The sequence below is a fragment of the Pseudomonas sp. SAR267 genome, assembly GCF_052077595.1.
In the GTDB taxonomy this organism is placed as follows: Bacteria; Pseudomonadota; Gammaproteobacteria; order Pseudomonadales; family Pseudomonadaceae; genus Aquipseudomonas; species Aquipseudomonas vlassakiae.
Genome location: NZ_JBQIHU010000001.1, coordinates 5,006,638 through 5,029,418 on the forward strand (window position 1 = coordinate 5,006,638; position 22,781 = coordinate 5,029,418).

Here is a 22,781-nt window from a genome sequence, read left to right on the forward strand (position 1 = left end):
TACCGTGGGCTTTTTTTCAGGTCCATTCGCGAGTAGACCCGCTCCTCCAGATATTGCACTGGCTTCGAATCCTGCGCTGCACCTGTGGGAGCGGGTTTACCCACGAATGGGCTGCACGGCAGCCCCAGCCTCGCCTTAATGGGACAGGTAGACGGTCAGCGTCTGGCCTGGCTTGAGTGCATGCCCGCTGCGTGGGTTCCAGCGCTTGAGGTGCTGCATCTCGACATTGAAACGTTTGGCTACAAGATACAGCGAATCACCCTTGCGCACCTTGTACTGGGTGGAGCGCTGCCCCGAGGCTGCCACGCGGTTGCCCGCAGCGCTCGGGGCGCTGCCGCCGCGCAGGGCCAGGACCTGGCCGGCTTTCACACGGTTGCCCGGCAATTTGTTCCAGCGCTGGATGTCCTTGACCGCAACGCGATTGGCCTTGGCGATGCTGCTCAGGCTGTCGCCACGCTTGACCCGGTAGCTGCGCGCGGCAGGTGCGTTGGCTTCGGCCACGGCGGCGGCGAACACGGCCTTGTTCGGTTGCAGGCTGACCAGCTGCTCGGGCTTGAGGTTGGACAGGCTGTCGCTGAGCAGTTGCGCCTTGGCGGTCGGAACCAGCAGCTGCTTGGGGCCATCGACTGTCATGCGTTTCTTGAAGGCCGGGTTGAGCTGGATCAGTTCGTCTTCGTCGATGTTGGCGAAGGCGGCGACCCGCGACAGGTCGAGGCGGTCGTTGATCGCCACGGCTTCGAAGTAGGGCTCGTTGGCGATCGGCGTAAGGTTCACGCCATAGGCTTCAGGTGTGGAGACCACTTGCGACAGTGCCAGCAGCTTGGGCACGTAGTCACGGGTTTCCTGCGGTAATGGCAGGTTCCAGTAATCGGTGGGCAGGCCAAGCTTCTCGTTGCGCTCGATGGCGCGGCTGACGGTGCCTTCGCCGGCGTTGTAGGCCGCCAGTGCCAGCAGCCAGTCACCGTTGAACATGTCGTGCAGACGGGTCAGGTAGTCCAGCGCGGCGTTGGTCGACGCGGTGATGTCGCGACGGCCGTCATAGAAGTTGGTCTGGCGCAGGTTGAAATGACGACCGGTGGCGGGCATGAACTGCCACATGCCCGCTGCACTGGCGCGCGAGTAGGCCATGGGGTTGTAGGCGCTCTCGATCGCCGGCAGCAGTGCGAGCTCCAGCGGCATGTCGCGTTCTTCGAGGCGTTCGACGATGTAGTGCAGGTACAGGCTGCCACGCTCGCCGGCGCTCTCGAGGAACGTCGGGTTGCTGGCGAACCACAGGCGTTGCTGCTCGATGCGCGGGTTGACGTCGATGTTGTCCTGCAGGGCGAAACCCTGACGCATGCGCTCCCACACATCCTGCGGCGGTTCGGCAGGCTTGACCGCCAGCGGCGAGGGCTTGTGCTTGATCCGGGCCTGGTAGTTGTGCGCGCGAACGCTGTCGGCTTCATCGAGCTGACGGGTACTCTGGCAACCCACCAGTGTGGCGGCCAGCGCCAGCGCACTGATTTGGGCCAGGCGCGTCAGGGCGACTGAATGAGCGGTTCTGCGGCTACGTGAAGACATCGGCTGACACAGGTTTCCGAGCGAAAAATTTCGGCGATTCTAGAAACCGCTCCCGCCTGGGTCAACCGTTGCGAACCCTCTGCGATATATCTTGAGGTTATCAGAAGCGGTCCTTCCAAGACCTCAAGGCAGCAAAAACAGTGACCTGCGAGTCGTTTGAATGTCCCTTCCATTCGTCTGCTTTTTGTTTAACTAATGTTTCAGCAGTACGCAGGAATGGGTTGGTCAGGCGCTCGAGGCCGATCGTTGAAGGCAGGCTGATGCGATTTTCGGCGCGCAACCGGGTAACGTCTTCGAAACGCTGCAGAACGTGGGGATTGGCAGGTTCCACCGCCTTGGCGAAGCGCAGGTTGCTGAGGGTGTATTCATGGGCACAGTAGACTTCGGTCTGCTCCGGCAGCGCTGCCAGGCGGGCGAGGGCAGGCTGCATCTGCTCCGGAGTGCCTTCGAACATGCGCCCGCAACCGGCGGCGAACAAGGTGTCGCCACAGAACAGAAGGGGTGTCGCTGGCTGGTCACTGAAGTAGGCGATATGCCCCAGGGTGTGGCCGGGCACGGCCAGAACCCGGAAGGCCACGCCCAGGACGCTGACCTGGTCGCCCTCGTCCAGCGCCAGGTCGCGGCCGGGGATCTGCTCGTGGGCCGGGCCGCAGACGCGGGCACCGGTCTGTTGCTTGAGGCGTTCGACACCCCCGACATGGTCGTGGTGGTGGTGGGTCACCATGATGGTGTCCAGCGTCCAGCCGGGGTTGGCAGCCAGCCAGGCTTCCACCGGGCCGGCATCACCCGGGTCGACCACCGCGCAGCGGCGTTTGGCAGTATCCTGTAACAACCAGATGTAGTTGTCGGAGAAAGCGGGGAGAGCGTCGATCTGTATCATGGTGCGGATCCGTATCGCCATGGGTGGCACATGAAGGCATCTTAGCCACGATGGCGCGGTGCGGAAACCTTCGAGGGAGAGCGCAATGACCGACCAAGCCTTTGCTCAGGCCGACCCGGAATGGGTCGAACTGATCAGCCTGGCCCGTGAGTGGTTCAACGGCCCACTCGGCCAGCTGATGCTGAAGGAAGAGGAAAAACTGCTGGAAGAAGAGCTCGGGCGCTTCTTCGGTGGCTACCTCGTGCACTATGGCCCTTGTGCCGAGGCGCCGCCCAGCGCGCCGCAGGTGCAGCGCAACGTGCGCCTTGGCGCGCCGTTGCCGGGGGTAGAGATCGTCTGCGAGGAGCAGGCCTGGCCATTGGGCGAGCACGCCGCCGACGTGGTGGTGCTGCAACATGGGCTGGATTTCAGCCTTTCGCCCCACGGCCTGCTGCGCGAGGCGGCCAGTGCGGTGCGCCCCGGTGGGCACCTGCTCATTGTCGGCATCAACCCCTGGAGCGGTTGGGGCCTGCGCCATTTCTTCAGCCAGGGTGCCCTGCGCAAGGCCCGCTGCATCTCGCCGTCACGGGTCGGCGACTGGCTCAACCTGCTGGGCTTCGCGCTGGAGAAACGCCGCTTCGGGTGCTATCGTCCGCCGCTCACTTCGCCGGCCTGGCAGCAACGCCTGGCAGGCTGGGAACGGATGGCGGGAGGCTGGCAGAGTGTCGGCGGCGGGGTCTACCTGCTGGTGGCGCGCAAGATGGTGGTTGGCCTGAGGCCGTTGCGCCAGGTGCGCCGCGAACCGATGGGCAAGCTGCTGCCGCTGCCACTGGCCAAGGTCAACCGCACCGCCGCCAGGCCGGATACCGAAAAGCACTGAACATGAGTGGTACATGAGCGATAGCGTCGAGATGTATACCGATGGCGCCTGCAAGGGCAACCCTGGCCCAGGTGGCTGGGGCGTCCTGCTGGTCTTCAAGGGCGTCGAAAAGGAACTGTGGGGCGGCGAACGCGAAACCACCAACAATCGCATGGAACTGATGGCTGCGATCCAAGGGCTGATGGCGCTCAAGCGTGAGTGCGAAGTGGTGCTGACCACCGACTCGCAGTATGTGATGAAGGGCATCAACGAGTGGATGGCCAACTGGAAGAAGCGCGGCTGGAAGACGGCGGCCAAGGAACCGGTGAAGAACGCCGACCTGTGGCAACTGCTCGACGAGCAGGTCAACCGCCACAAGGTCACCTGGAAGTGGGTGCGCGGGCATATCGGCCACCCCGGCAACGAACGCGCCGACCAGCTGGCCAACCGTGGCGTCGAGGAAGTGCGCGCCAAGCGTTGAGCTGCGGTACAATCGCCGCCTTTGTAACTGATGCAAGTTGGAGCGCCCCGCGTGGAGCAGCAGCAAGATAACCGCCTGGTCATTCTCGATACCGAAACCACCGGTATGCCGGTCACTGAAGGCCACCGCATCATCGAGATCGGCTGTGTCGAGGTCATTGGCCGGCGCCTGACCGGGCGTCACTTCCACGTCTACCTGCAGCCCGACCGCGAAAGTGACGAGGGCGCGATCAACGTCCACGGCATCACCGATGCGTTCCTGGTGGGCAAACCGCGCTTCGCCGATGTGGCCGAAGAGTTCTTCGAATTCATCCAGGGCGCCACGCTGGTCATCCACAACGCCGCGTTCGACGTCGGTTTCATCAACAACGAGTTCGCGCTGCTGGGGCAGAGCGACCGCGCCGACATCGCCAACCATTGCACCGTCCTCGACACCCTGCTGTTGGCCCGTGCCCGCCACCCGGGGCAGCGCAACAGCCTCGATGCGTTGTGCAAACGCTACGACATTGACAACTCCGGCCGTGAACTGCACGGCGCATTGCTCGACGCCGAATTGCTGGCCGATGTCTATCTGGCGATGACCGGCGGCCAGACCAGCCTGTCGCTGGCCGGGCATGGCGCTGACAGTGACGGTGATGGACATGGCGCTGGCGGCAGCGAGATCCGCCGCATCGTCGGGCGGGCACCGGGGCGGGTGATCATGGCCAATGCCGCAGAACTGGAAGCCCACGCCGAACGGCTGGCGGCGGTGGCCAAGTCGGCGGGCGGGCCTTCGCTGTGGCAGACGCTGACCGAGGCACCTGCCAGCTAACAGGCCGGCACAGACAGCACAAGGCCTACTACCCTCAATAGGACACCAAGTCCTGCGGAGGTAGTTGCCGGATGTACAAGGACCTCAAGTTCCCGATCCTCATCGTCCACCGTGCGGTCAAAGCCGACAGCGTTGCCGGCGAGCGCATCCGCGGCATCGCCGAGGAACTGAGCCAGGACGGTTTCGCCATCATCAAGGCTGCCGATCACACCGAAGCGCGGCTGGTCGCCACCACCCACCATGGTCTGGCCTGCATGCTGATCGCCGCCGAGGGCGTCGGCGACAATACCCACTTGCTGCAGAACATGGCCGAGCTGATACGCCTGGCCCGGTTGCGTGCGCCTGACTTGCCGATCTTCGCCCTGGGTGAACAGGTCACCCTGGAAAACGCGCCGGCCGAGGCCATGAGCGAACTCAACCAGCTGCGCGGCATTCTCTACCTATTCGAAGACACTGTGCCGTTTCTCGCCCGTCAGGTGGCGCGTGCCGCACACAACTATCTTGATGGCCTGCTGCCGCCGTTCTTCAAGGCCCTGGTGCAGCACACCGCACAATCCAACTATTCCTGGCACACCCCCGGCCACGGCGGCGGCGTGGCCTACCGCAAGAGCCCGGTAGGCCAGGCATTCCACCAGTTCTTCGGCGAAAATACCCTGCGCTCGGACTTGTCCGTGTCGGTGCCGGAGCTGGGCTCGCTGCTCGACCACACTGGCCCCTTGGCCGAGGCCGAGGCGCGTGCCGCGCGCAACTTTGGTGCCGACCACACGTTCTTCGTCATCAATGGCACTTCCACCGCCAACAAGATTGTCTGGCACGCGATGGTCGGCCGCGATGACCTCGTGCTGGTGGACCGCAACTGCCACAAGTCGGTGGTCCACGCCATCATCATGACCGGCGCCATCCCCCTCTACCTGTGCCCCGAACGCAACGAGCTGGGCATCATTGGCCCGATACCGCTCAGCGAGTTCAGCCCCGAGTCGATCAAGGCCAAGGTGCTGGCCAATCCCCTGGCCAAGGGGCGTGAGCCGCGGATCAAGCTGGCGGTGGTGACCAACTCCACCTACGACGGGCTGTGTTACAACGCCGGGTTGATCAAGCTGGCACTGGGCGCCAGCGTCGAGGTGCTGCATTTCGACGAGGCCTGGTTCGCCTATGCGGCGTTTCACACATTCTTCGAGGGCCGCTACGCCATGGGTACTGTGTGCGGCGAGGGCAGCCCGCTGGTGTTCAGTACCCATTCCACTCACAAGCTGCTGGCCGCCTTCAGCCAGGCCTCGATGATTCACGTGCAAGATGGTGCCCAGCGTCAGCTGGATCGCGACCGCTTCAACGAAGCGTTCATGATGCATATCTCCACCTCGCCGCAATACAGCATGCTCGCCTCGCTGGATGTGGCTTCGGCCATGATGGAGGGTCCGGCCGGCCACTCGCTGCTGCAGGAGATGTTCGACGAAGCCTTGAGTTTCCGCCGTGCGCTGGCCAATCTGCGTGAGCACATCGCCGCCGAAGACTGGTGGTTCAGCATCTGGCAGCCGCCAGCGGCAGAGGGCATCCAGCGCCTGTCGGCGCAGGACTGGCTGCTGCAACCGGGCGCCGAGTGGCATGGTTTTGGCGACGTGGCGGACGACTATGTGCTGCTCGACCCGCTGAAGGTGACCTTGGTGATGCCCGGGCTGAGCGCGGACGGCGTATTGGGCGAGCACGGTATTCCGGCGGCGGTGGTCAGCAAGTTTCTTTGGGAGCGCGGGCTGGTGGTGGAGAAGACCGGTCTGTACAGCTTCCTGGTGCTGTTCTCGATGGGAATCACCAAGGGCAAGTGGAGCACGTTGCTCACCGAGCTGCTGGAGTTCAAACGCCATTACGACGGCAACACAGCGCTGAGTAGCTGCCTGCCGAGCATCGTTGCGGTCGATGCCGCTCGTTACCAGGGGCTGGGCCTGCGCGACCTGTGCGACCAGCTGCATGACTGCTACCGCGCCAATGCCACGGCCAAGCAGCTCAAGCGGTTGTTCACGCGGTTGCCGGAGGTGGCCGTAAGCCCGGCGCGGGCTTATGACCAGATGGTGCGCGCAGAGGTAGAGGCAGTGCCGATAGAGGCCTTGCTGGGTCGTGTGGCAGCAGTGATGCTGGTGCCGTACCCACCGGGGATCGCGCTGATCATGCCAGGCGAGCGGTTTACCGAAGCAACCCGCTCGATCCTCGACTACCTGGCGTTTGCCCGGGCGTTCAACAGCGGTTTCCCGGGGTTCGTCGCTGATGTGCATGGCCTGCAGAATGAGAGCGGCCGATACACGGTCGACTGCATCAAGGAATGCGAATGATCTCGACGCCGGTCTGTGCCAGTTCGAAGCGGTTTTCACCCAAGTGGTTGACGCGATCGCCGATCGCCAGGCGGTAGGTGGTGATCGGGGCACCCAGTGCGCTGCCGTCTGCCTGGAGGGTGGACTCCTGGAACTCGTGCACGGGGTAGATACGGCCTTCGGCGTCACGGGCGTGGAACTGGCCGACCATTACTGCTGCCATTTGGGTGAAAACCTCTGAATTACGTAGGAAATGTCTGCAGGGATAGACCCTAAAAGGTACCTGGAAGTTTTCGAAGCCAGGAAAAAAATCCGGGCCGCCGAGGAACGGTCATCTATAACTACAGACGTCCCTTTCTCCAGCAACGGATGGATAACGCCATGAGCCAGGTGTATTCGGTAGCGGTTGTCGTCGGCAGCTTGCGCAAGGACTCCTACAACCGCAAGGTTGCCCGCGCACTTTCGGAGCTGGCACCGTCCAGCCTTGCCCTGAAGATTGTCGAGATCGGCGACCTGCCGCTGTACAACGAGGACGTCGAGGCCGAGGGCGTGCCCGAGGCGTGGAAGCGGTTTCGCGATGAGATTCGCCGCAGCGATGCGGTGCTGTTCGTCACTCCGGAATACAACCGTTCGGTGCCGGGCTGTTTGAAGAATGCCATCGACGTTGGTTCGCGGCCGTATGGGCAAAGCGCGTGGAGCGGCAAGCCGACGGCGGTGGCCAGTGTGTCGCCCGGGGCCATTGGCGGGTTTGGTGCCAATCATGCGGTGCGCCAGTCGCTGGTGTTCCTCGACATGCCGTGCATGCAGATGCCCGAGGCGTATATCGGCGGGGCGGCGAGCCTGTTCGATGAGGCGGGCAAGCTCAGTGACAAGACCAGGCCATTCCTGCAGGGCTTCATCGACAAGTTCGCTTCCTGGGTGAAGTTGAACCGGGTGGTCTGATCCATCATTGTTGCCTGAACTGACGCATTCGCGGGCACGCCCGCTCCCACAGAGGAATGCATAACCCTGGGAGCGGGCCTGCCCGCGAATGGCTAAACACCGATTTGTCAGAAGGCCTGCGGCATCTCGCCCTTGGCCAGGCGGCGGTTGATGTCGGCTACCACCTCCGGCAGTTCGTTGATGGTGTCGATCAGGTAGTGGGGCCGCGAGCCGGCAAACAGTTGGTGAATGCGCTTGCGCTCGCTCTCCAGTCTTGCTGTGCTCAACGCCTGATAACCCTCCCAGGTCAGCCCCAGAGCGTTGCCCGAGCACACCAGGGCAACGGTCCACATGCCGGCACGGCGGCCTTCGAGAATGCCCGGCACGGTGTCGTCGACCTTCACACACGCCGCCACATCATCAATCCCCAGGGCAATCACGTTGGCCAGGGCCTGGGCTGGCCATGGGCGGCCATTCGGGGTTTCGTCGGTGGCCACCACGTGGTCGGCGACGTAGCCGTTCTGCGCCGCCAGTTCCACCACTTTGTCCATCACCACCTTCGGGTAGCCCGAGCACGAACCGATCTTCAGGCCGCCCTGGCGCAGGCTGTTGAGGGTGTCCAGGGCGCCGGGGATCAATGCCGAGTGCACGGCGATTTTCTCGATCTGGAGCGGCATGAAGCGGTTGTAGATGGCGGTAACGTCATCGTCGGTCGGGGGGCGGCCGAACACCTTGCGGTAGCGCTCGGCGATCTCTGGCACATCGCACAGGGTGCGGATGTGGTCCCACTTGCCCATCCCCATCGGGCCACGGGCTTCCTCGATGGAGACCTGCACATCGAACTCGGCGAAGGCTTCGACGAAGATCTGGGTCGGGGCGAAGGAGCCGAAGTCGACCACGGTGCCAGCCCAGTCGAGGATGGCGGCTTGCAGCTGGGTAGGATTGCTGTAGTTCATGTGAGCGGGTTCCTGAAATTGGGTGGGCAAAGGGTTAGATGTCCAGCACTTCCATTTCCCGCAGCACTTCGGCCACGGCATTGACGGCAGCTTGCATGCCGTCGGCACCGACCACGCCGATGCAGCCGACGCGGAACGTTTCGACCTGGGTCAGTTTGCCCGGGTAAAGGATGAAGCCCTTGGCCTTGACCCGCTCGTAGAAGTCCTTGAACTGGTAGCGGGCATCGTTCGGCGCATGGAAAGTGACGATGATCGGCGCCTGGATTTCGGCCGGCAGGAAGCTGCGCAGGCCGATGGCGGCCATGCCGGCGAGCAGGGTCTTGCAGTTGTCGGCGTAGCGCTGGTGGCGGGCGGGCAGGCCGCCTTCCTCACCGTACTGTTGCAGCGCTTCGTGCAGGGCGGCGACCACGTGGGTCGGCGGGGTGAAGCGCCACTGGCCGGTCTTGGCCATGTAGGCGTGCTGGTCGTGCAGGTCCATGGCCAGCGAGTGGGCGTTGCCTTCGGCGGCGGCCAGAGCGCGTTTCTCGGCAAACACGAAGCCCATGCCGGGCACGCCTTCGAGACATTTGCCGGACGCAGCGATCAGCGCTTCGAAAGGAATCTCACGGGCATCGATGGGCAGTGCGCCGAACGAACTCATGGCATCGATGATCAGGCGCTTGCCGTGGCCTTTGACCACCTGGGCGATTTCCGCCAGGGGGTTGAGGATACCGGTGCTGGTTTCACAGTGGATCAGCGCCACGTGGGTGACAGCCGGGTCGGCGGCGAGCAGGCGGTCTACATCGGCGGCGGTGGTCGGTTGGTCCTCGGCGGTCTCGAAGGTACTGCAGGCGCGGCCCAGCACTTTGCAGATCTTCGCCAGGCGTTGACCATAAGCGCCGTTGATCAATACCAGGACCTTGCCGTCACGCGGCACGAGGGTGCCGATGGCCGCCTCCACGGCGAAGGTGCCGCTGCCTTGCAGGGGCACGCAGTGGTGGCTGGCGCTGCCGTCGATGATCGCCAGCAGTTGCTCGCAGACACTGGCGGTCAGCTGGTTGAAGTCGCGGTCCCACGAGCCCCAGTCCACCAGCATGGCTTGGCGGGTGCGGATTGAAGTGGTCAGTGGGCCAGGGGTCAGCAAGATTGGGGCGTTGCTCATTCCGTTATTCCTCGCAAGCGGTGGGCTGAAACTACGAGGCCTAGGTTGCAATTCGCACTGCCATCAATCAAATTGTTTGTCGTTATCCGAGCTATAAGTCAGGCCGATAGATATGAACCTCTTCCAGCTGCGTGCCTTCGATGCCGTCGCCCGTGAAGGCAGCTTCACCCGCGCCGCCGCGCGCCTGTTCATCAGCCAGCCGGCGGTGACCGGGCACGTCAAGGCGCTGGAGGAGCATTACCAGATCACCTTGCTGCGGCGCACTGCGCGGCGCGTGGAGTTGACCGAGGAAGGCACCCGCCTGGCGGCGATCACCCGCGCCATGTTCGGGTTGGCTGAAGAGGCACAAGCCATGCTCGAGGCCAACCGCCAATTGCTCACCGGGCGCCTGGAAGTGGCCGCCGATGGTCCGCATCGGGTCATGCCGATGCTGGCACTGCTGCGCGAGCGCTATCCGGGCATCACCGTCAACCTGCGTCTGGGCAATGCCCAGGAAACCCTGGCGGCCTTGCTCAGCGAGCACGCCGACGTCGCCGTGCTGACCGAGATAGAACCACGCAAGGGCCTGCACCTGCAGAACCTCTGTGAGTCACGCCTGTGTGCCTTGCTGCCTGCGGGCCACGCCTGGGCGCAGGCCCGGCAGGAACTGCCACTGACCGAGTTGCACCAGCAGATCATGGTGCTGCGCGAGCCCAGTTCCACCACCCGGCGCACGTTCGACAAGGCCTGCGGCTCGGCGGGTGTGCAGCCCCGGGTGCTGCTGGAGCTGGACAGCCGTGAGGCGGTGACCGAGGCGGTGGCGTCTGAACTGGGCATCGGCGTGGTGTCATCGACCGAGGTGGCCAACGACCCGCGGGTGGTGGCACGTCCGCTGGCTGGCCAGGGTCTGCTCAACCAGCACATGCTCGGCTGCCTGGAGCGGCGCCGCGAGTTGCGCCTGATCCAGGCTTTTCTCGGGCTGGCGGGCAGCCTGTGAGCAGGGCTGGTGTTTTCCACCTGTGGGCCTAAGATGGCCAGCACAGTGCAACCGGGACAATCGATGAGCGAGAAAGACACGATCTCCATGCAACTGGTGCGCGAAGCCCTGTTGCAGACTTGCCCGGCAGGGCAGCCCGATAGCGGCCTGCTGGCCCGGGCAGGCATCGACTGCGGCCAGCTGGAGTTGCCCGAGGCACGGGTCTCTGCCGAAGCCTACGCACGGCTCTGGCGCCTGCTGGCGCGGCGCTGCAATGACGAGTTCTTCGCCATGGACCCGCGTGGCCTGCGCAGCGGTAGCCTGGCTTTCATGTGCCGTGCGAGCATGGCCCACGCCACCCTCGGCGCTGGCCTGGAGACGGCCCTGGAGTTTCTCTCGCTGATGCTCGAAGACCTGCAACCCAGCCTGGTACGTCAGCAGAGCTTGGCCGAAATTGTCATCAATGAGCCGCGTGACGAACCGCGCCGCGCCTTCACCTACTTTACCTTCTGGATGATCGTGCACGGCGTGGCCTGCTGGCTGGCCGGCCGGCGCATCCCGATCCTGGCCATCGACCTGCGCTGCAGCGAACCACCGTTCTGCGACGACTACCGGGTGATGTTCTCGGGAAACCTGCAATTCGGCCGCCCGCGTTCGCGCATGATCATCGCCGCCGACTGCCTGGACATCCCGCTGCGGCGCACGCCCGAGGAGTTGCAACGCTTTCTCGCAGAAGCGCCGGGCAACATTTTGGTCAAGTACCGCGATCCCGCCAGCCTGGCTCGGCGCATCCGCCATGACCTGCTGCGCCTGGACCCGGCCTTGTGGCCGGATGCCGAGGGCCTGGCCCGGCAGTTGTGCCTGTCTCCGTCGACCCTACGTCGGCGCCTGGCGGAAGAGGGCCAGAGCTACCAAGGGCTCAAGGACAGCGTGCGACGCGAACTGGCCATCGCCTGGCTGGCCGAAGAGCGCCTGGGCATGCTGGAAATTGCCGCGCGCCTGGGCTTCGCCGACGGCAGTTCGTTCTACAAGGCTTTTCGTAAATGGTTCGGTTGCAATCCAGGGCATTACCGCAGCTTGGTGTTGGGAGTAGAGCTGACCGGTGAGGTGGGTTTTCCTGCTGCGGGTGATTGACGGCGAGCCCTAGAGTCGGGGGGACATTCACGACTTCGGAATCTCCCATGGTTGTTCAACCTGTCTCCCACGATGCCAAGCTGGCCAGCGCGCTTGACGATTTCATTGCTGAGCAATTGCCTGACTGGCTGAAAACCGCTTCGCCCCAGGCCATCAACCGCTTGCGCGAGCGCTTCGCGCCACTGCATGCCGTGCAGCAGTCGCTGCGCGTTGTCCTTGACCAGCTTGAGCCTCTTGAAGCGTTTGCTACGCGCTGGCTCGAGCGCAGGGTCACCGGGCTGTTGCCCCAGGCCCGGCCCCTGCACATGCTGACCTGGCGGGAAACCCGGATGCGCTTTGCGCCGCCGCCGTTCAGTGACCCGTCACTGGCGCTGCCCGAAAGCGAACCGTTTCAGGTACGCCAACCGGCGCTGCAACGCCTGTTGCAGAATTTCGAGGCGGGCGCGTCATTTTACGAGGGCACGGCCCTGGTCGACAGCGACTCTGACACCCCTGTCAAAGCGCAGGTATCAGACATTGTGACGCAATGCCGCAACCTGGACGTTGGCCGCCTGTATCAGGAGCACCTGGAGCAGGTGTTCACGCCTCTGGTGATCGAGCAACAGGCACGTGAACAGCAGTTGTCGTTGCAGGTGGCACTGGAGATTGCCGTGCTGCGCCGCCAGTTGCCCGAAGCCGACGTGCGCTTCCTGCGCGCATGGGCGCAGGGCTTGCCGGTGCAGCATGATCGAGGGCGGCACCGGGCCATGGGCCTGACGCTGATGGGCTGTCGTATCGGCGGCGCGCTGGCGATCGAGATCCGCGATGACTGGTCGCCGGGCGGCGGGCCGATCACATTGCCAGGGGTGGCCGCGGTGTTGCTCTACCTACCTGGCGAGCCGCAGCCACTGCAACGCTTCGATGACTGGCAAGAGCTTGCCGCGCACCTGGGCACCTGCGTGCGTCAGCTGGCGTTTCGCAAGCGTCTGTTGCAGCGGGTTGCCTTGGCCGAGCGGGCGGCCTTCATCGCTACCCTGAGCAAGCGCCTGGGGGATAGCCAGGTCGATGTCGACGCAGGCGGTGAGCGCCTTGATGGCGATGTCTGTCTCGGCCTGGCCCGGCATCATTGCCAACGCATCAAGGATGACGCCCGCTGGTTGGCCGTGCCCACCGCCGATGTCGACCATGCGCGCAGCCAGTCGCGCATCGAGGCGTTGGAGCAGGTCGGGGTGGTCATGCTCAATGTGCTCGGCCTGTTTGTACCGACGGTGGGGGCGTTGCTGTTCACGCAATTGATTGGCCAGACCCTGGCCGAGGTCTTCGAAGGCGCGGCAGATTGGGCCCGGGGACGCGACCATGAGGCCCTTGAGCACATGCTGGGGGTTGCCGAAACGGTTGCCGTCACTGCTGCCTTGGTCCTGGGCATGCACGCCGTGGCGCGGGGCTTCCCGCGCAGCGCGCTGGTGGACGGCATGGAACCGGTCATCGGCGGGGCAGGCAAGCCACGGCTGCAGTCGGTCGAGCTGGGGGCCTACCGGGTAAGCACGCCACCGGCCAACGGGGTGTGGCAGGACAATGGTCTGTTGATCGCTGATGGGCGTTGGTGGTGGCAGGATGAGCATGTCACCTATGAGGTCCATCAGGTTGGCCATCATTGGCAGCTCAAGCATCCGCAGCGCCAGGGCGGTGTGCACCCCGTGTTGCGTCACAACGGCGAGCGGGGCTGGCGACTGTGGCGCCAGCGACCGCTGGAGTGGCAAGGGGCGCAGCGCATGCTGGGTTACCTGTGGCCCGAGGCTGCGCAGCTGGACAGCGAACGTGTGCAGCAGATCTTGCGGGTGGCGGATGTCGACGAGGCGCAGTTGCGTGGGCTGCTGGTGGAAAACCGCCGTTTGCCGGTGCAGCTGCGCGATACCCTCGAACGCTTCGCCAGGGCCGAGCGCATCGAGCGGTTTCTTGGCCGAGTCGCCCTGGGCCAGATACTCGATGAAGATCGTGTCTGGTTCGTTTGGTGTGTAGACAAACTGGCCGTGGGCGAACTGCCGCTCGATGCGCAGTTCACCGCCATCGACCAGGCGCAGGCCCGGATGCGTGAAGGACTGCTGGCTGACCTTGATCACGATGTGGGCGCTGACCAGGCGCTGCTTGGCGTGATCATGCGCGACTTCCCAGGGCTGCCCAAGGCTTATGCCTTGCGCGTGCTCGACGAGGCCAGTGATGCGCAGCGCGCAATCATGAGTGAGCATGCCAGGCTGCCGCTGGCCGTGGCCGAACAGGCCCGGGCGCTGTTGCAGGTGGCGCGGCTGACACGGGTACGCGAAGCCTTCTACCTGCCCGGCAGCCATCGTGAAGACGCACTGGAACTGGTCTTCGACCTGCTGCGCCGGTATGCCGCCTGGCCGCAATCGGCCAACCTCGAGCTGCGTCGGGGTAGCGATGCCGGGCCCCTGTTGGCACGCCTGTATCCCGGAGATGAAGCATTGGTACTGGTGCACCGGGAAGGCCAGTTCGAGATCCATCGCAACGATGGATACCCGACGTCAGTGCAACCCGAAGCGCCTGCTGGCCTGGCCGAAGTGCTGCTGGCCTGTTTGCCCCAGGCGCACCGACAACGCCTGGGCTGGGATGGCGCCGATGCCAGTGGGCGGCTTGTCGCTGACTTGCAAGGCTGGTTGCCGGCCACGCGCGAAGCCCTGATGCGGCAGTTGGGCATGAGTGAGATCAAACCCTGGCTGAACCCGGCCAGGCGGCGTGCAGACGGGCGCATTGGCTATGCCCTCAGCGGGCGCAGCAGCGGCAGGATGCCTGCTCACTCATTGCTGCGTTGGCGCTTGCGTGGCCTCTACCCAAGTTTCGATGACGCTCAGCTGGAGCAGCATCTGCAACGGTTGCTGAGCCTGCCCGGCTCGCCATACAGCCATCTACTGGCCGAGGAGCAAGCCTATCGCCGCCTGCATGACTGCCTGCAGACCTGGATCGAGCAAAGCCCTGTGCCAGGCCAGGCTCGGCAGGCCCGCCAGCGTATTGCGAGCCAATTGCGCCGTTGCTGGCGGCGGGAGGGCGAGCAACTACCGGATGACGACGGAGTGCCCTCGAGTGCTCGCCTGAGCTTGATTGGCCTGGTGCCGGGAGGCTTGCCGACCTTGCCCCCCGGCGTCAGCTTCGGGCATGTGAGCGAACTGCTGCTGGTCGGCATGAGCCTGGAGGCGTTGCCTGCAGGCTTCCTGACGGCATTCCGCGAAGTTCGCTCGCTGACCCTGTCGAACAACCGCTTGACCGGCCTGCCTGCAGAGCTGCAAAGCCTGTCGCGCTTGCAGTCCCTTGACCTGCGGAACAACCGTATACGCATGAATGCCGGTGGACTCGAAGTTTTGCGCGGCTTGTCGCAACTCGATGTGCTGGACCTGAGCGATAACCCGTTGCGACTAATCGATCTGCAGATCAGTAGCTTGGCACGCCTGCGTCGGTTGTACCTCAGACGGGCCGAGCTTCGCGCGATACCGGGCGGCATTCAGTGGTGCAGCCTGCTCGAACTGGCAGACCTGCGCGACAACCAGATCGCCACCCTGCCAAGGTTCATGCTGCAGGAAACGCAGGCGTTCCGCCGTCGTCTGCGGCTCGAGGGTAATCCGCTGTCGGCAGATGACTTCACCCGGCTGGCGCAGTCTGAGCCCAGGCATCCGGCGGCAGCGTCGGCGGCGCGCGGTTGGCGTGCCTGGAGCGATGGTTTGTCGATGGACGCTGAGGAGCAATTGGCCACGCAATGGCGCGCATTGGCCGGTGAGCCAGGCAGCACGGACTTCTTCATGCTGCTCGATGCGTTGGTCGATAGCAGCGACTATAGCCGAGCCTGGGAAGATCTGCGCCGACGCGTGGTGCAGATGCTGCAAGCCATGGCTGCGGACAGCCGCTTGCGCCACGAGCTGTTCGAACTGGCCAGCCACCCGCGAACCTGCGTTGACAGCATTGCGCACTGCTTCAGTACCCTGGAGGTGCGCTCGATGGTTGTCCGGGCCCTGCAAGCGGCGCCACCTGGCAGCGAAACCCACGCGCGCCTGGAACTGGGGCGGCAGTTGTTTCGCCTCGACCGGGTCGAGGCTCTGGCCCGTGACCACGTCCTGCGCGAGTCGCAGGCCGGACGGGTGGTTGACGAGATAGAAATCAGCCTGGCCTATCGCATTGGCCTGGCGGGGCCGCTGGGTCTGCCAGGGCAACCACGCAGTATGCGTTTCCCGACCATCGCCAGGGTCACCCAGGCCGACCTGAATGCCGCTGAACTGGCCGTGTACCGGGCCGAAGCGGGTGGGCTGGCAGCTTATGTGAGCGAGCGCGACTTTTGGCGCGAGTGCTTGCGCCAACGCGAGGCGCAGCGCTTCGACGCGCTGGAGCAACCATTCTGGCAACGCCTGGAGGCACTGGACCTTCGCCGAGGTGAATTGGGCGATGGCGCCTACTTGCGGCAGATGCAGCAACTGGCCAGCGAGCGTGAGGCAGCGACCCAGGCATTGATCCTGCAACTTACCGAACAGGCGCTTGCCGCCAGCCCTCTGACGGAGTCGGGCCGATGACTTACAACCGCAATGGCGCACTTCTCGGCAGCGCTGCTGAGACCAAAATGGCACAGGCCACCCACGACTTTATCGCCGCGCGCGTTCCCGATTGGTTGAAGCGGGCGTCGGTTGCCCAGATCAACCACTTGCGCGACCGGTTCAAGGCCCACCAGCAGAGCCAGGAGCGGGTGCGCAGTGCGACCAGGCGCCTGGTGCCTCTGCAGCGCTTCGCCGAGTTGCATTTTCAGCAGTTGGTCGATCAGTTGCCCGGTGCGCCGGTGCTGGACAATCTGCAGTGGTTGGAGATACGCCGCGACTTCCGTGTACCGCCGGGCGGTGGTTTGCCTAGCGACCAAGTGATTGAACAGCGTGAACCGGCCGTGTTGCGGTTCATGCAGAACTTTGATGAGGGCGCAACCTTCTACGTAGGCACCGGCCTGGTGGTGTCGGGCAGCAGCGTACCGCTGACCGCAGACCTCGAAGCGTTGGTGGAAGCCTGCCGCCGCCGGGATGCAGGTGGCATTTACCAGCGTCTGCTGGAAGAGGTATTTACCGATACGACCTGCGAAATCCTGAAGCAGGACAAACGTGCCGGCCTCGTCCTGGCCACGGATATTGCTGCGCTGCGGGGCGACATTTCGGTACATCAGCAGATTGCCCTGCTGGCGGTAGCGATGCCTGGAACTGAAGCGAGTCTCGGATTGCAGGGTTATCCGGGGATGCTGAATGTCCTGGGCCACGCGTTGTCCGACGCGTTGTTGATTCAGTTGCGCGATGCCTCAGGCAACGATCAGGGGGTTATTCTGTATCTGCCTAGCGAACCCGCCAGGGCGTTGCGCTACTTTGCGTCGACTGCACAGATGAATGCGCACCTGGTGAGCGCCTTGCAAAAGGCGGACTACCGTAACTACTTCAGCCAATTGGTGGGCGTGAACGAGCGCGCAGCATTTCTCGACACGCTCGGCAAACGGCTTAGTGATCCGCAACCGGATCTGCAACTGGAAGGGGTAACCCATTCCGGTGACCTGTACGCGCAGTGGGTTGCCCTGCAGGTACAGCGGGTCAAGGAAGACGCACGCGTATTGTTGGTGCCAACCGCGCGGGTCGATCAGCAGGCTTCGGAGCAGCGACGCCAGCGCTGGCGCAGTGTCGGGCTTGGCCTGGCAAACCTGGCCGGGCTGTTCATTCCTGGGGTCGGGGCGATACTGCTGGGGGCACTTGTGGTGCAAACGCTGGCGGAAGTATTCGAGGGTGCTGCGGACTGGTTTCATGGTCATCAGCACGAAGCGCTGGAGCACATGCTGGGGGTTGCCGAAAACCTCGCAGTCACGGTTGCCGTTGGCGCGGGTGTCAGCGTTGTGGCCCGGGGGGTTGTAGCCAGTGATTTTGTCGAAGCCCTCGAACCGGTGGCAGTGGGTGAGCGGGGGGCGCGGCTGTGGTTCAATGACCTTGCAGCCTACGCGGCAGTGCCCGAGAACCCGCAATTGGCAGCGGACGGGCTTTATCACGGGGAAGGACAGCGCTGGTTGCGTGCAGGGCAGCGCTACTTCCCGGTTCAACGGCCAAAAGCCGATGGTCCTTGGCGGTTGCGCCATTCGCAGCGCCCGGAAGGTTACGCGCCAAGGCTTGAGTTCAATGGCGAGCGTGGTTGGCGGCTGTATGATGCCCGGCCGCTGGAAATTGACGACCTGCAGACCCTGATTGCTGATTTGTGGCCGCACGACCCTCCCTTGGATGCGGCACGCACCACGCAGGTGTTGTTGGCGGCGGATGTCGATGGCGAGGCATTGCGCGGTTTGGACGTTGAAAACCGTGCCGTCCCGGTCAGTCTGCGTGATGCTCTCGAACGTTTTCAGGCCGATGCGCGTATCGAAAGGTTCTTCGCCAGGTTGGACGCCGGCGCGATACCGTCCGACGACATACCAGTGCTGCAATGGTGCCTGGCACAACCGGGGGTGCCGCCAATGGGCGAGCCCATGCGCGAGTATCTGCTTGATCACGCCCCTCGTCTGCGGGAGCGCCTGTTCGACCACCTGAACCATACCGAGCCTGGTGACGACCCGTTGCTGAGGGTGATCAGACACGACTTTCCGGAGCTTCCCGAGCGTTACGCACGGGTGCTGTCGGCCGATACCGGCGCTATCGAGCGTAGCCTGGCCTTGAGCGAGGGCAAATTGCCCTTGCGCTGCCTGCAGCAGGGGGCCTCTCTATTGCGTCTGGCACGGCTGAACCGAGCGGTTTGTGGATTGTACCTGCAGAGTGCTTACTGCAATGAAACCGGTGAGCTGGTCCTGGCGTTGTTGTCTCGTCTGCATGCCTGGCCAGCGATCAATCTGCAACTCTGGAGTGAGCCGTATGGCGGGCGTTGTTTGGCGTCTCTCGACCTCCCGCATGACGCAGCGCCTGTGTGGAAATTGGTGCGCAATGATGGCTATTTCCAGCTCCGTGAAGAGACGGCCGATGGCGTCAGCACCATGATTGCCGAGTCGGCCGATCTGTTCGAGGCGCTGCTGACGTTGGTCAACCCCGCAGAATACCGAGAGCTGGGCATCGACGACGGTGAGCCGGCTGCCTTACTGCGCAAGCGGGTGGTCGAGCAGTTGCCGGCAACGCATGGCGAGATCGGGCGCTTGCTCGGCTGGCCGCAGCAGGCACGCTGGTTCAACCCTGGGCGACGGATGGCCGATGGCCGTGTGGGCTACCCCCTAAGTGGTCGGCTGCCGCGGCGGCGTAGCCAGCAGAGCGTCTTGCGTGATCGCTTGCGAAACCTGTACCCCGGGCTAGACGACGCAGCCATCAACACGCAACTGGCACGCCTGTTGGCAGCACCCGGTTCGGCCTATGACGCATTGCTGGAACTCGAGGACGATTTCGCCCAGCTGGAACAGCATCTCAACCGCTGGACCAGCTTCGAGTTCGACCCCGCGCGCCTGGCCTTGCGCCAGCAGGTGGCCGAACGCTTGCGTCGGGCCTGGCGCCTGCAGGGTGAACCGCTGGGTGGTGAGGGGGAGGGCAGCGTCTGAGCCTGATCAACCTGAACGTGAGCAGCCTGCCGGAGCTGCCGGCGCATATCGACTTTCCCCAGATCCGGGAGCTGATACTGCGTGACCTGCCTATCTCAGGCGTGCCTACTGACTTCCTGCGCTGTTTCAGTAACCTCCAAGAGCTGAGCCTGAGCAACAACCGCCTGCTTAAGGTGCCTGTAGGTATTGCTCATCTGGTCAAACTTCGCAGTATACGTCTGGCGCACAACCGCATCCGCCTGGACGAGGGCGCGCTCAATGCCATGAACGGCCTGCCCCGGCTCAGGCACCTGGACCTCAGCTACAACCCGTTGGGCGCTTACTATTTGCGCTACAACCAGTTGCCGCACCTGGTCGAGTTGAATCTGCGCCATTGCCAACTGGGTGAATGGCCGTCGGGCCTGGAGTTGTGCGAGGGTCTGGAGCGTATCGACCTGCGTGACAACCAGCTGGGGCCGGTTCCTGATGAAATTCTTGCGATGCCGCATGTCTATCGGCGTGGGTTTCTGGTCGAACGCAACCGTATGGGCATCGTGGAGATCCAGCGGCTTTATGCGCTGGACACCATTGAGGAGCATTTTCATCTGCCGGAACCACGCCGCCTGGCCGACCCTACAGCGACCCGTCAGCACTGGCTCGCAACAGTCGACGAGGTGGCGCGTGAAGGCCGGCAAGCGCTGTGGGACAGGCTGGCGGCAATGCCTGAAAGCCAGGGGTTGTTCAACTTGCTTGGGCGCTTGGAGGACACTGGCGATTTCGACGAGCCCAGTGCCAACCTGGCCGACCGGGTATGGTCGCTGCTCGACGCGCTCAGTGGCAACGTCGGGCTGCGGCAACGTGTCTACAGCCTGGCGCAATTGCCCTGAGCTGTGCCAACAGTGTCGCGGATCGTTTCAGTGAATTGCAGTTACGGGTAGCGATGGATGCCGCTGAACGCAATGCCACGCCGGAACGGGGCAATGACTTGTTGCAGCTGGGCCAGGGGCTTTTCCGCCTGGACCGTGTCGAACTTTTCGCACGGCAAGACATCATGCGGCGCCTGGCTGCTCGCGATCGGGTCGACCAGATCGCCGTGGGGCTGTACTACCGCGTGCACCTTCGGCAGCGCCTGGGCTTGCCCTGCCAGGCCTGGACGATGCGCTACGCCGATGCGGCGAATGTAACCGATGCTCAGCTGGAAGCAGCCGTTGGCGCCGTACGCGCCGCAGAGACCCCCGAGGCGATGGCCCGCAGCCTTTGCCAGCGGGTGTTCTGGGAGCGATTTATCGAGGCACGTCACCCGCAGGCATTTGCGGCGCTCGAAATGCTCATCAGCGAACGCCGGGCGGTGCTCGCGGCCCAACAGGGGCAACTGCCGGCCATCGAGTACCAGCATCACCTTGACAACCTCGACATCGAACGGGCTGCGGAGCGCCAGATGCTGGCGCTGGAGCTGACGCGGCAGTTGCTGCTCGGGCGCGAACGGGGTCAAGGGTAAACCGGCCTGCGGCCAAACCGGTCATCGCGATTGACAGCTTTGGCCATTGCCGGAGCCCTTGAGCAGCGCGAACATCTTCGGACCGATGGTTCAACTCCAAAAACAACAATCCAGGAGTCCGACGATGCGCGATTACGCTGAGGCCGCTCGTGCCTTCGACCATGCCCAGGCCTCTGCTGCTGCGCTGCATGGCGATCTCGCTGCCCTCAATGCCTGTGTCGAATGCTGTGACCGCCATACCGGTGGCGGTAAACTGGCGCTGGTCTACGAAGACCGTGATGGCAACGGAGCCCGTTACAGCTTTGACCAGCTCAAGAGCCAGGCTGCCCGCTTCGCCAATGTGCTCAAGGCGCAGGGCGTGGGTTCTGGAGATCGGGTCGCCGGCCTGATGCCGCGCACCGCCGAACTGCTGGTGACGATCCTCGCCACTTGGCGCGTGGGTGCGGTATACCAGCCGTTGTTCACCGCCTTTGGCCCCAAGGCCATCGAGCATCGTCTGGAACAGTCTCATGCTCGTGTGGTGGTCACCGACGCCCAAAACCGCCCCAAGCTCGATGAAGTGCACGGTTGCCCGACGATCATCACTGTCGAGGCCCGCAGTGGCGAACTGGATTTTCGGCAGTGTCTGGAGGCAGCAGACGAAGTTTGCGAACCGGTGATGCGCTGTGGGGACGACCCGTTCCTGCTGATGTTCACCTCCGGCACCACCGGCCCGGCCAAACCGTTGGAAGTGCCGCTGCGTGCCATCGTCGCCTTCCAGGGCTACATGCGCGATGCCGTTGACTTGCGCCCTGGCGATCACTTCTGGAACCTGGCCGATCCGGGCTGGGCTTACGGTCTGTACTACGCGGTCACCGGGCCCTTGGCCCTGGGCCACGCCACCACCTTCTATGATGGCCCGTTCAGCGTCGACAGTTGCGCGCGGGTAATCGACAAGCTGGGTATCACCAATCTGGCCGGTTCACCCACGGCGTACCGTTTGCTGATCGCCGCTGGCAAAGACTTCTCGACACCGATCAAAGGCCGTCTGCGCGTTGTCAGCAGCGCTGGCGAGCCGCTCAACCCGGAAGTGATCCGCTGGTTCGCCGACGAACTGGGGGTCACCATCCACGACCATTACGGCCAGACCGAACTGGGTATGGTGCTGTGCAACCATCATGGCCTGCAGCACCCTGTGCACCCGGGGTCGGCCGGCTTCGCCATCCCCGGTCACCGTATTGTCGTACTGGGCGAGCAGGGCAACGAATTGCCGGCTGGCCAGCCGGGCATCCTGGCGGTGGACCGCGAGCAATCGCCGCTGTGCTGGTTTGGCGGCTACCACGGCGTGCCGACCAAGGCCTTCGTCGGCAAGTACTACCTCAGTGGTGACACCGTCGAACTCAATCCGGACGGCAGTATCAGCTTTGTCGGCCGTAGTGATGATGTGATCACCACGTCCGGTTACCGCGTGGGGCCTTTCGACGTCGAAAGCGCCCTGATCGAACACCCGGCGGTGATCGAAGCTGCGGTGATCGGCAAGCCGGACCCCGAGCGCACCGAGCTGATCAAGGCCTTCGTCGTGTTGGCCAGCGGTTACCAGGGCTGCGCCGAGCTGGAAGAAACCCTGCGTCAGCACGTGCGTCAGCGCCTCTACGCACATGCCTACCCCCGAGAAATCGAATTCGTCAGCGAGCTGCCCAAGACCCCGAGCGGCAAGCTGCAACGCTTCATCCTGCGCAATCAGGAAGTGGCCAGACAACATGCGCAACAGGCCACCCCTGTCAGCGCCTGCTAAGG

17 protein-coding genes are annotated in these 22,781 nt (G+C 63.9%); 12 read left to right on the plus strand and 5 right to left on the minus strand.

Going from position 1 to position 22,781, the window contains the following annotated elements; genetic code table 11:
- Window positions 1-135: 135 nt before the first annotated feature.
- Window positions 136-1,560 carry a lytic transglycosylase domain-containing protein gene (locus ACTORR_RS23380; RefSeq protein ID WP_054884021.1) on the minus strand — a complete coding sequence of 475 codons (1,425 nt, stop codon included), beginning with the start codon at window positions 1,558-1,560 and terminating at the stop codon, window positions 136-138.
- Window positions 1,561-1,660: 100 nt separating this feature from the next.
- A complete protein-coding gene (gene gloB, locus ACTORR_RS23385) occupies window positions 1,661-2,440 on the minus strand; it encodes a hydroxyacylglutathione hydrolase (RefSeq protein WP_054884020.1) in 780 nt (259 codons plus the stop codon).
- Window positions 2,441-2,525: 85 nt separating this feature from the next.
- On the opposite strand from gloB, the gene ACTORR_RS23390 reads away from it, so the two are divergent.
- The 4 genes from ACTORR_RS23390 (at window position 2,526) to ACTORR_RS23405 (ending at window position 6,890) form a co-directional block, all read left to right on the plus strand.
- On the plus strand, window positions 2,526-3,299 hold the full coding sequence (locus ACTORR_RS23390) for a class I SAM-dependent methyltransferase (RefSeq protein ID WP_054884019.1): 774 nt from the start codon (window positions 2,526-2,528) through the stop codon (window positions 3,297-3,299).
- A 13-nt stretch (window positions 3,300-3,312) separates the two neighbouring features.
- The gene (gene rnhA / locus ACTORR_RS23395) at window positions 3,313-3,759 is read left to right on the plus strand and encodes a ribonuclease HI (RefSeq protein WP_054884018.1); all 447 of its coding nucleotides are present in this window, start codon (window positions 3,313-3,315) and stop codon (window positions 3,757-3,759) included.
- A 51-nt stretch (window positions 3,760-3,810) separates the two neighbouring features.
- A complete protein-coding gene (dnaQ, locus tag ACTORR_RS23400) occupies window positions 3,811-4,569 on the plus strand; it encodes a DNA polymerase III subunit epsilon (protein WP_262110024.1) in 759 nt (252 codons plus the stop codon).
- A gap of 71 nt (window positions 4,570-4,640) precedes the next feature.
- Entirely contained in the window at window positions 4,641-6,890 is a 2,250-nt protein-coding gene (locus ACTORR_RS23405; RefSeq protein ID WP_313364959.1) for an Orn/Lys/Arg decarboxylase N-terminal domain-containing protein, read from the plus strand.
- On the opposite strand, the gene ACTORR_RS23410 is transcribed toward ACTORR_RS23405, so the two are convergent.
- Window positions 6,874-7,092, minus strand: a complete 219-nt coding sequence (locus tag ACTORR_RS23410; protein WP_027919089.1) for a hypothetical protein — start codon at window positions 7,090-7,092, stop codon at window positions 6,874-6,876. The two genes, ACTORR_RS23405 and ACTORR_RS23410, sit on opposite strands and share 17 nt — an antisense overlap.
- Before the next feature lie 158 nt (window positions 7,093-7,250).
- Here ACTORR_RS23410 and ACTORR_RS23415 point away from each other — a divergent pair, with 158 nt between their 5' ends.
- Window positions 7,251-7,811 (plus strand): NADPH-dependent FMN reductase, encoded by a 561-nt coding sequence (locus tag ACTORR_RS23415; protein WP_054884015.1) that lies wholly within the window; start codon window positions 7,251-7,253, stop codon window positions 7,809-7,811.
- Window positions 7,812-7,918: 107 nt separating this feature from the next.
- On the opposite strand, the gene phnX is transcribed toward ACTORR_RS23415, so the two are convergent.
- Window positions 7,919-8,746, minus strand: a complete 828-nt coding sequence (gene phnX / locus ACTORR_RS23420) for a phosphonoacetaldehyde hydrolase (RefSeq protein WP_099814125.1) — start codon at window positions 8,744-8,746, stop codon at window positions 7,919-7,921.
- Window positions 8,747-8,780: 34 nt separating this feature from the next.
- On the minus strand, window positions 8,781-9,887 hold the full coding sequence (locus ACTORR_RS23425; protein ID WP_054884013.1) for a 2-aminoethylphosphonate--pyruvate transaminase: 1,107 nt from the start codon (window positions 9,885-9,887) through the stop codon (window positions 8,781-8,783).
- Between the two features lie 112 nt (window positions 9,888-9,999).
- Between ACTORR_RS23425 and ACTORR_RS23430 the strand changes: the two genes are divergently transcribed.
- From ACTORR_RS23430 to ACTORR_RS23460, 7 genes are all read left to right on the plus strand, one after another.
- Window positions 10,000-10,863 (plus strand): LysR substrate-binding domain-containing protein, encoded by an 864-nt coding sequence (locus ACTORR_RS23430; protein ID WP_313364961.1) that lies wholly within the window; start codon window positions 10,000-10,002, stop codon window positions 10,861-10,863.
- A 63-nt stretch (window positions 10,864-10,926) separates the two neighbouring features.
- The gene (locus ACTORR_RS23435) at window positions 10,927-11,976 is read left to right on the plus strand and encodes an AraC family transcriptional regulator (RefSeq protein ID WP_054884011.1); all 1,050 of its coding nucleotides are present in this window, start codon (window positions 10,927-10,929) and stop codon (window positions 11,974-11,976) included.
- 47 nt (window positions 11,977-12,023) lie between these two features.
- Complete coding sequence (locus tag ACTORR_RS23440) at window positions 12,024-16,523, plus strand: NEL-type E3 ubiquitin ligase domain-containing protein (RefSeq protein WP_441343916.1); 4,500 nt, start codon at window positions 12,024-12,026, stop codon at window positions 16,521-16,523.
- Window positions 16,520-19,528, plus strand: a complete 3,009-nt coding sequence (locus ACTORR_RS23445) for a dermonecrotic toxin domain-containing protein (protein WP_313365820.1) — start codon at window positions 16,520-16,522, stop codon at window positions 19,526-19,528. Before ACTORR_RS23440 ends, ACTORR_RS23445 begins: the two co-directional genes overlap by 4 nt.
- Window positions 19,529-19,545: 17 nt before the next feature.
- Complete coding sequence (locus ACTORR_RS23450; protein ID WP_313365821.1) at window positions 19,546-20,394, plus strand: NEL-type E3 ubiquitin ligase domain-containing protein; 849 nt, start codon at window positions 19,546-19,548, stop codon at window positions 20,392-20,394.
- Window positions 20,395-20,447: 53 nt separating this feature from the next.
- On the plus strand, window positions 20,448-21,005 hold the full coding sequence (locus ACTORR_RS23455) for an NEL-type E3 ubiquitin ligase domain-containing protein (protein ID WP_313365822.1): 558 nt from the start codon (window positions 20,448-20,450) through the stop codon (window positions 21,003-21,005).
- A gap of 124 nt (window positions 21,006-21,129) precedes the next feature.
- Complete coding sequence (locus ACTORR_RS23460; RefSeq protein WP_441343917.1) at window positions 21,130-22,779, plus strand: AMP-binding protein; 1,650 nt, start codon at window positions 21,130-21,132, stop codon at window positions 22,777-22,779.
- Window positions 22,780-22,781 lie beyond the last annotated feature (2 nt).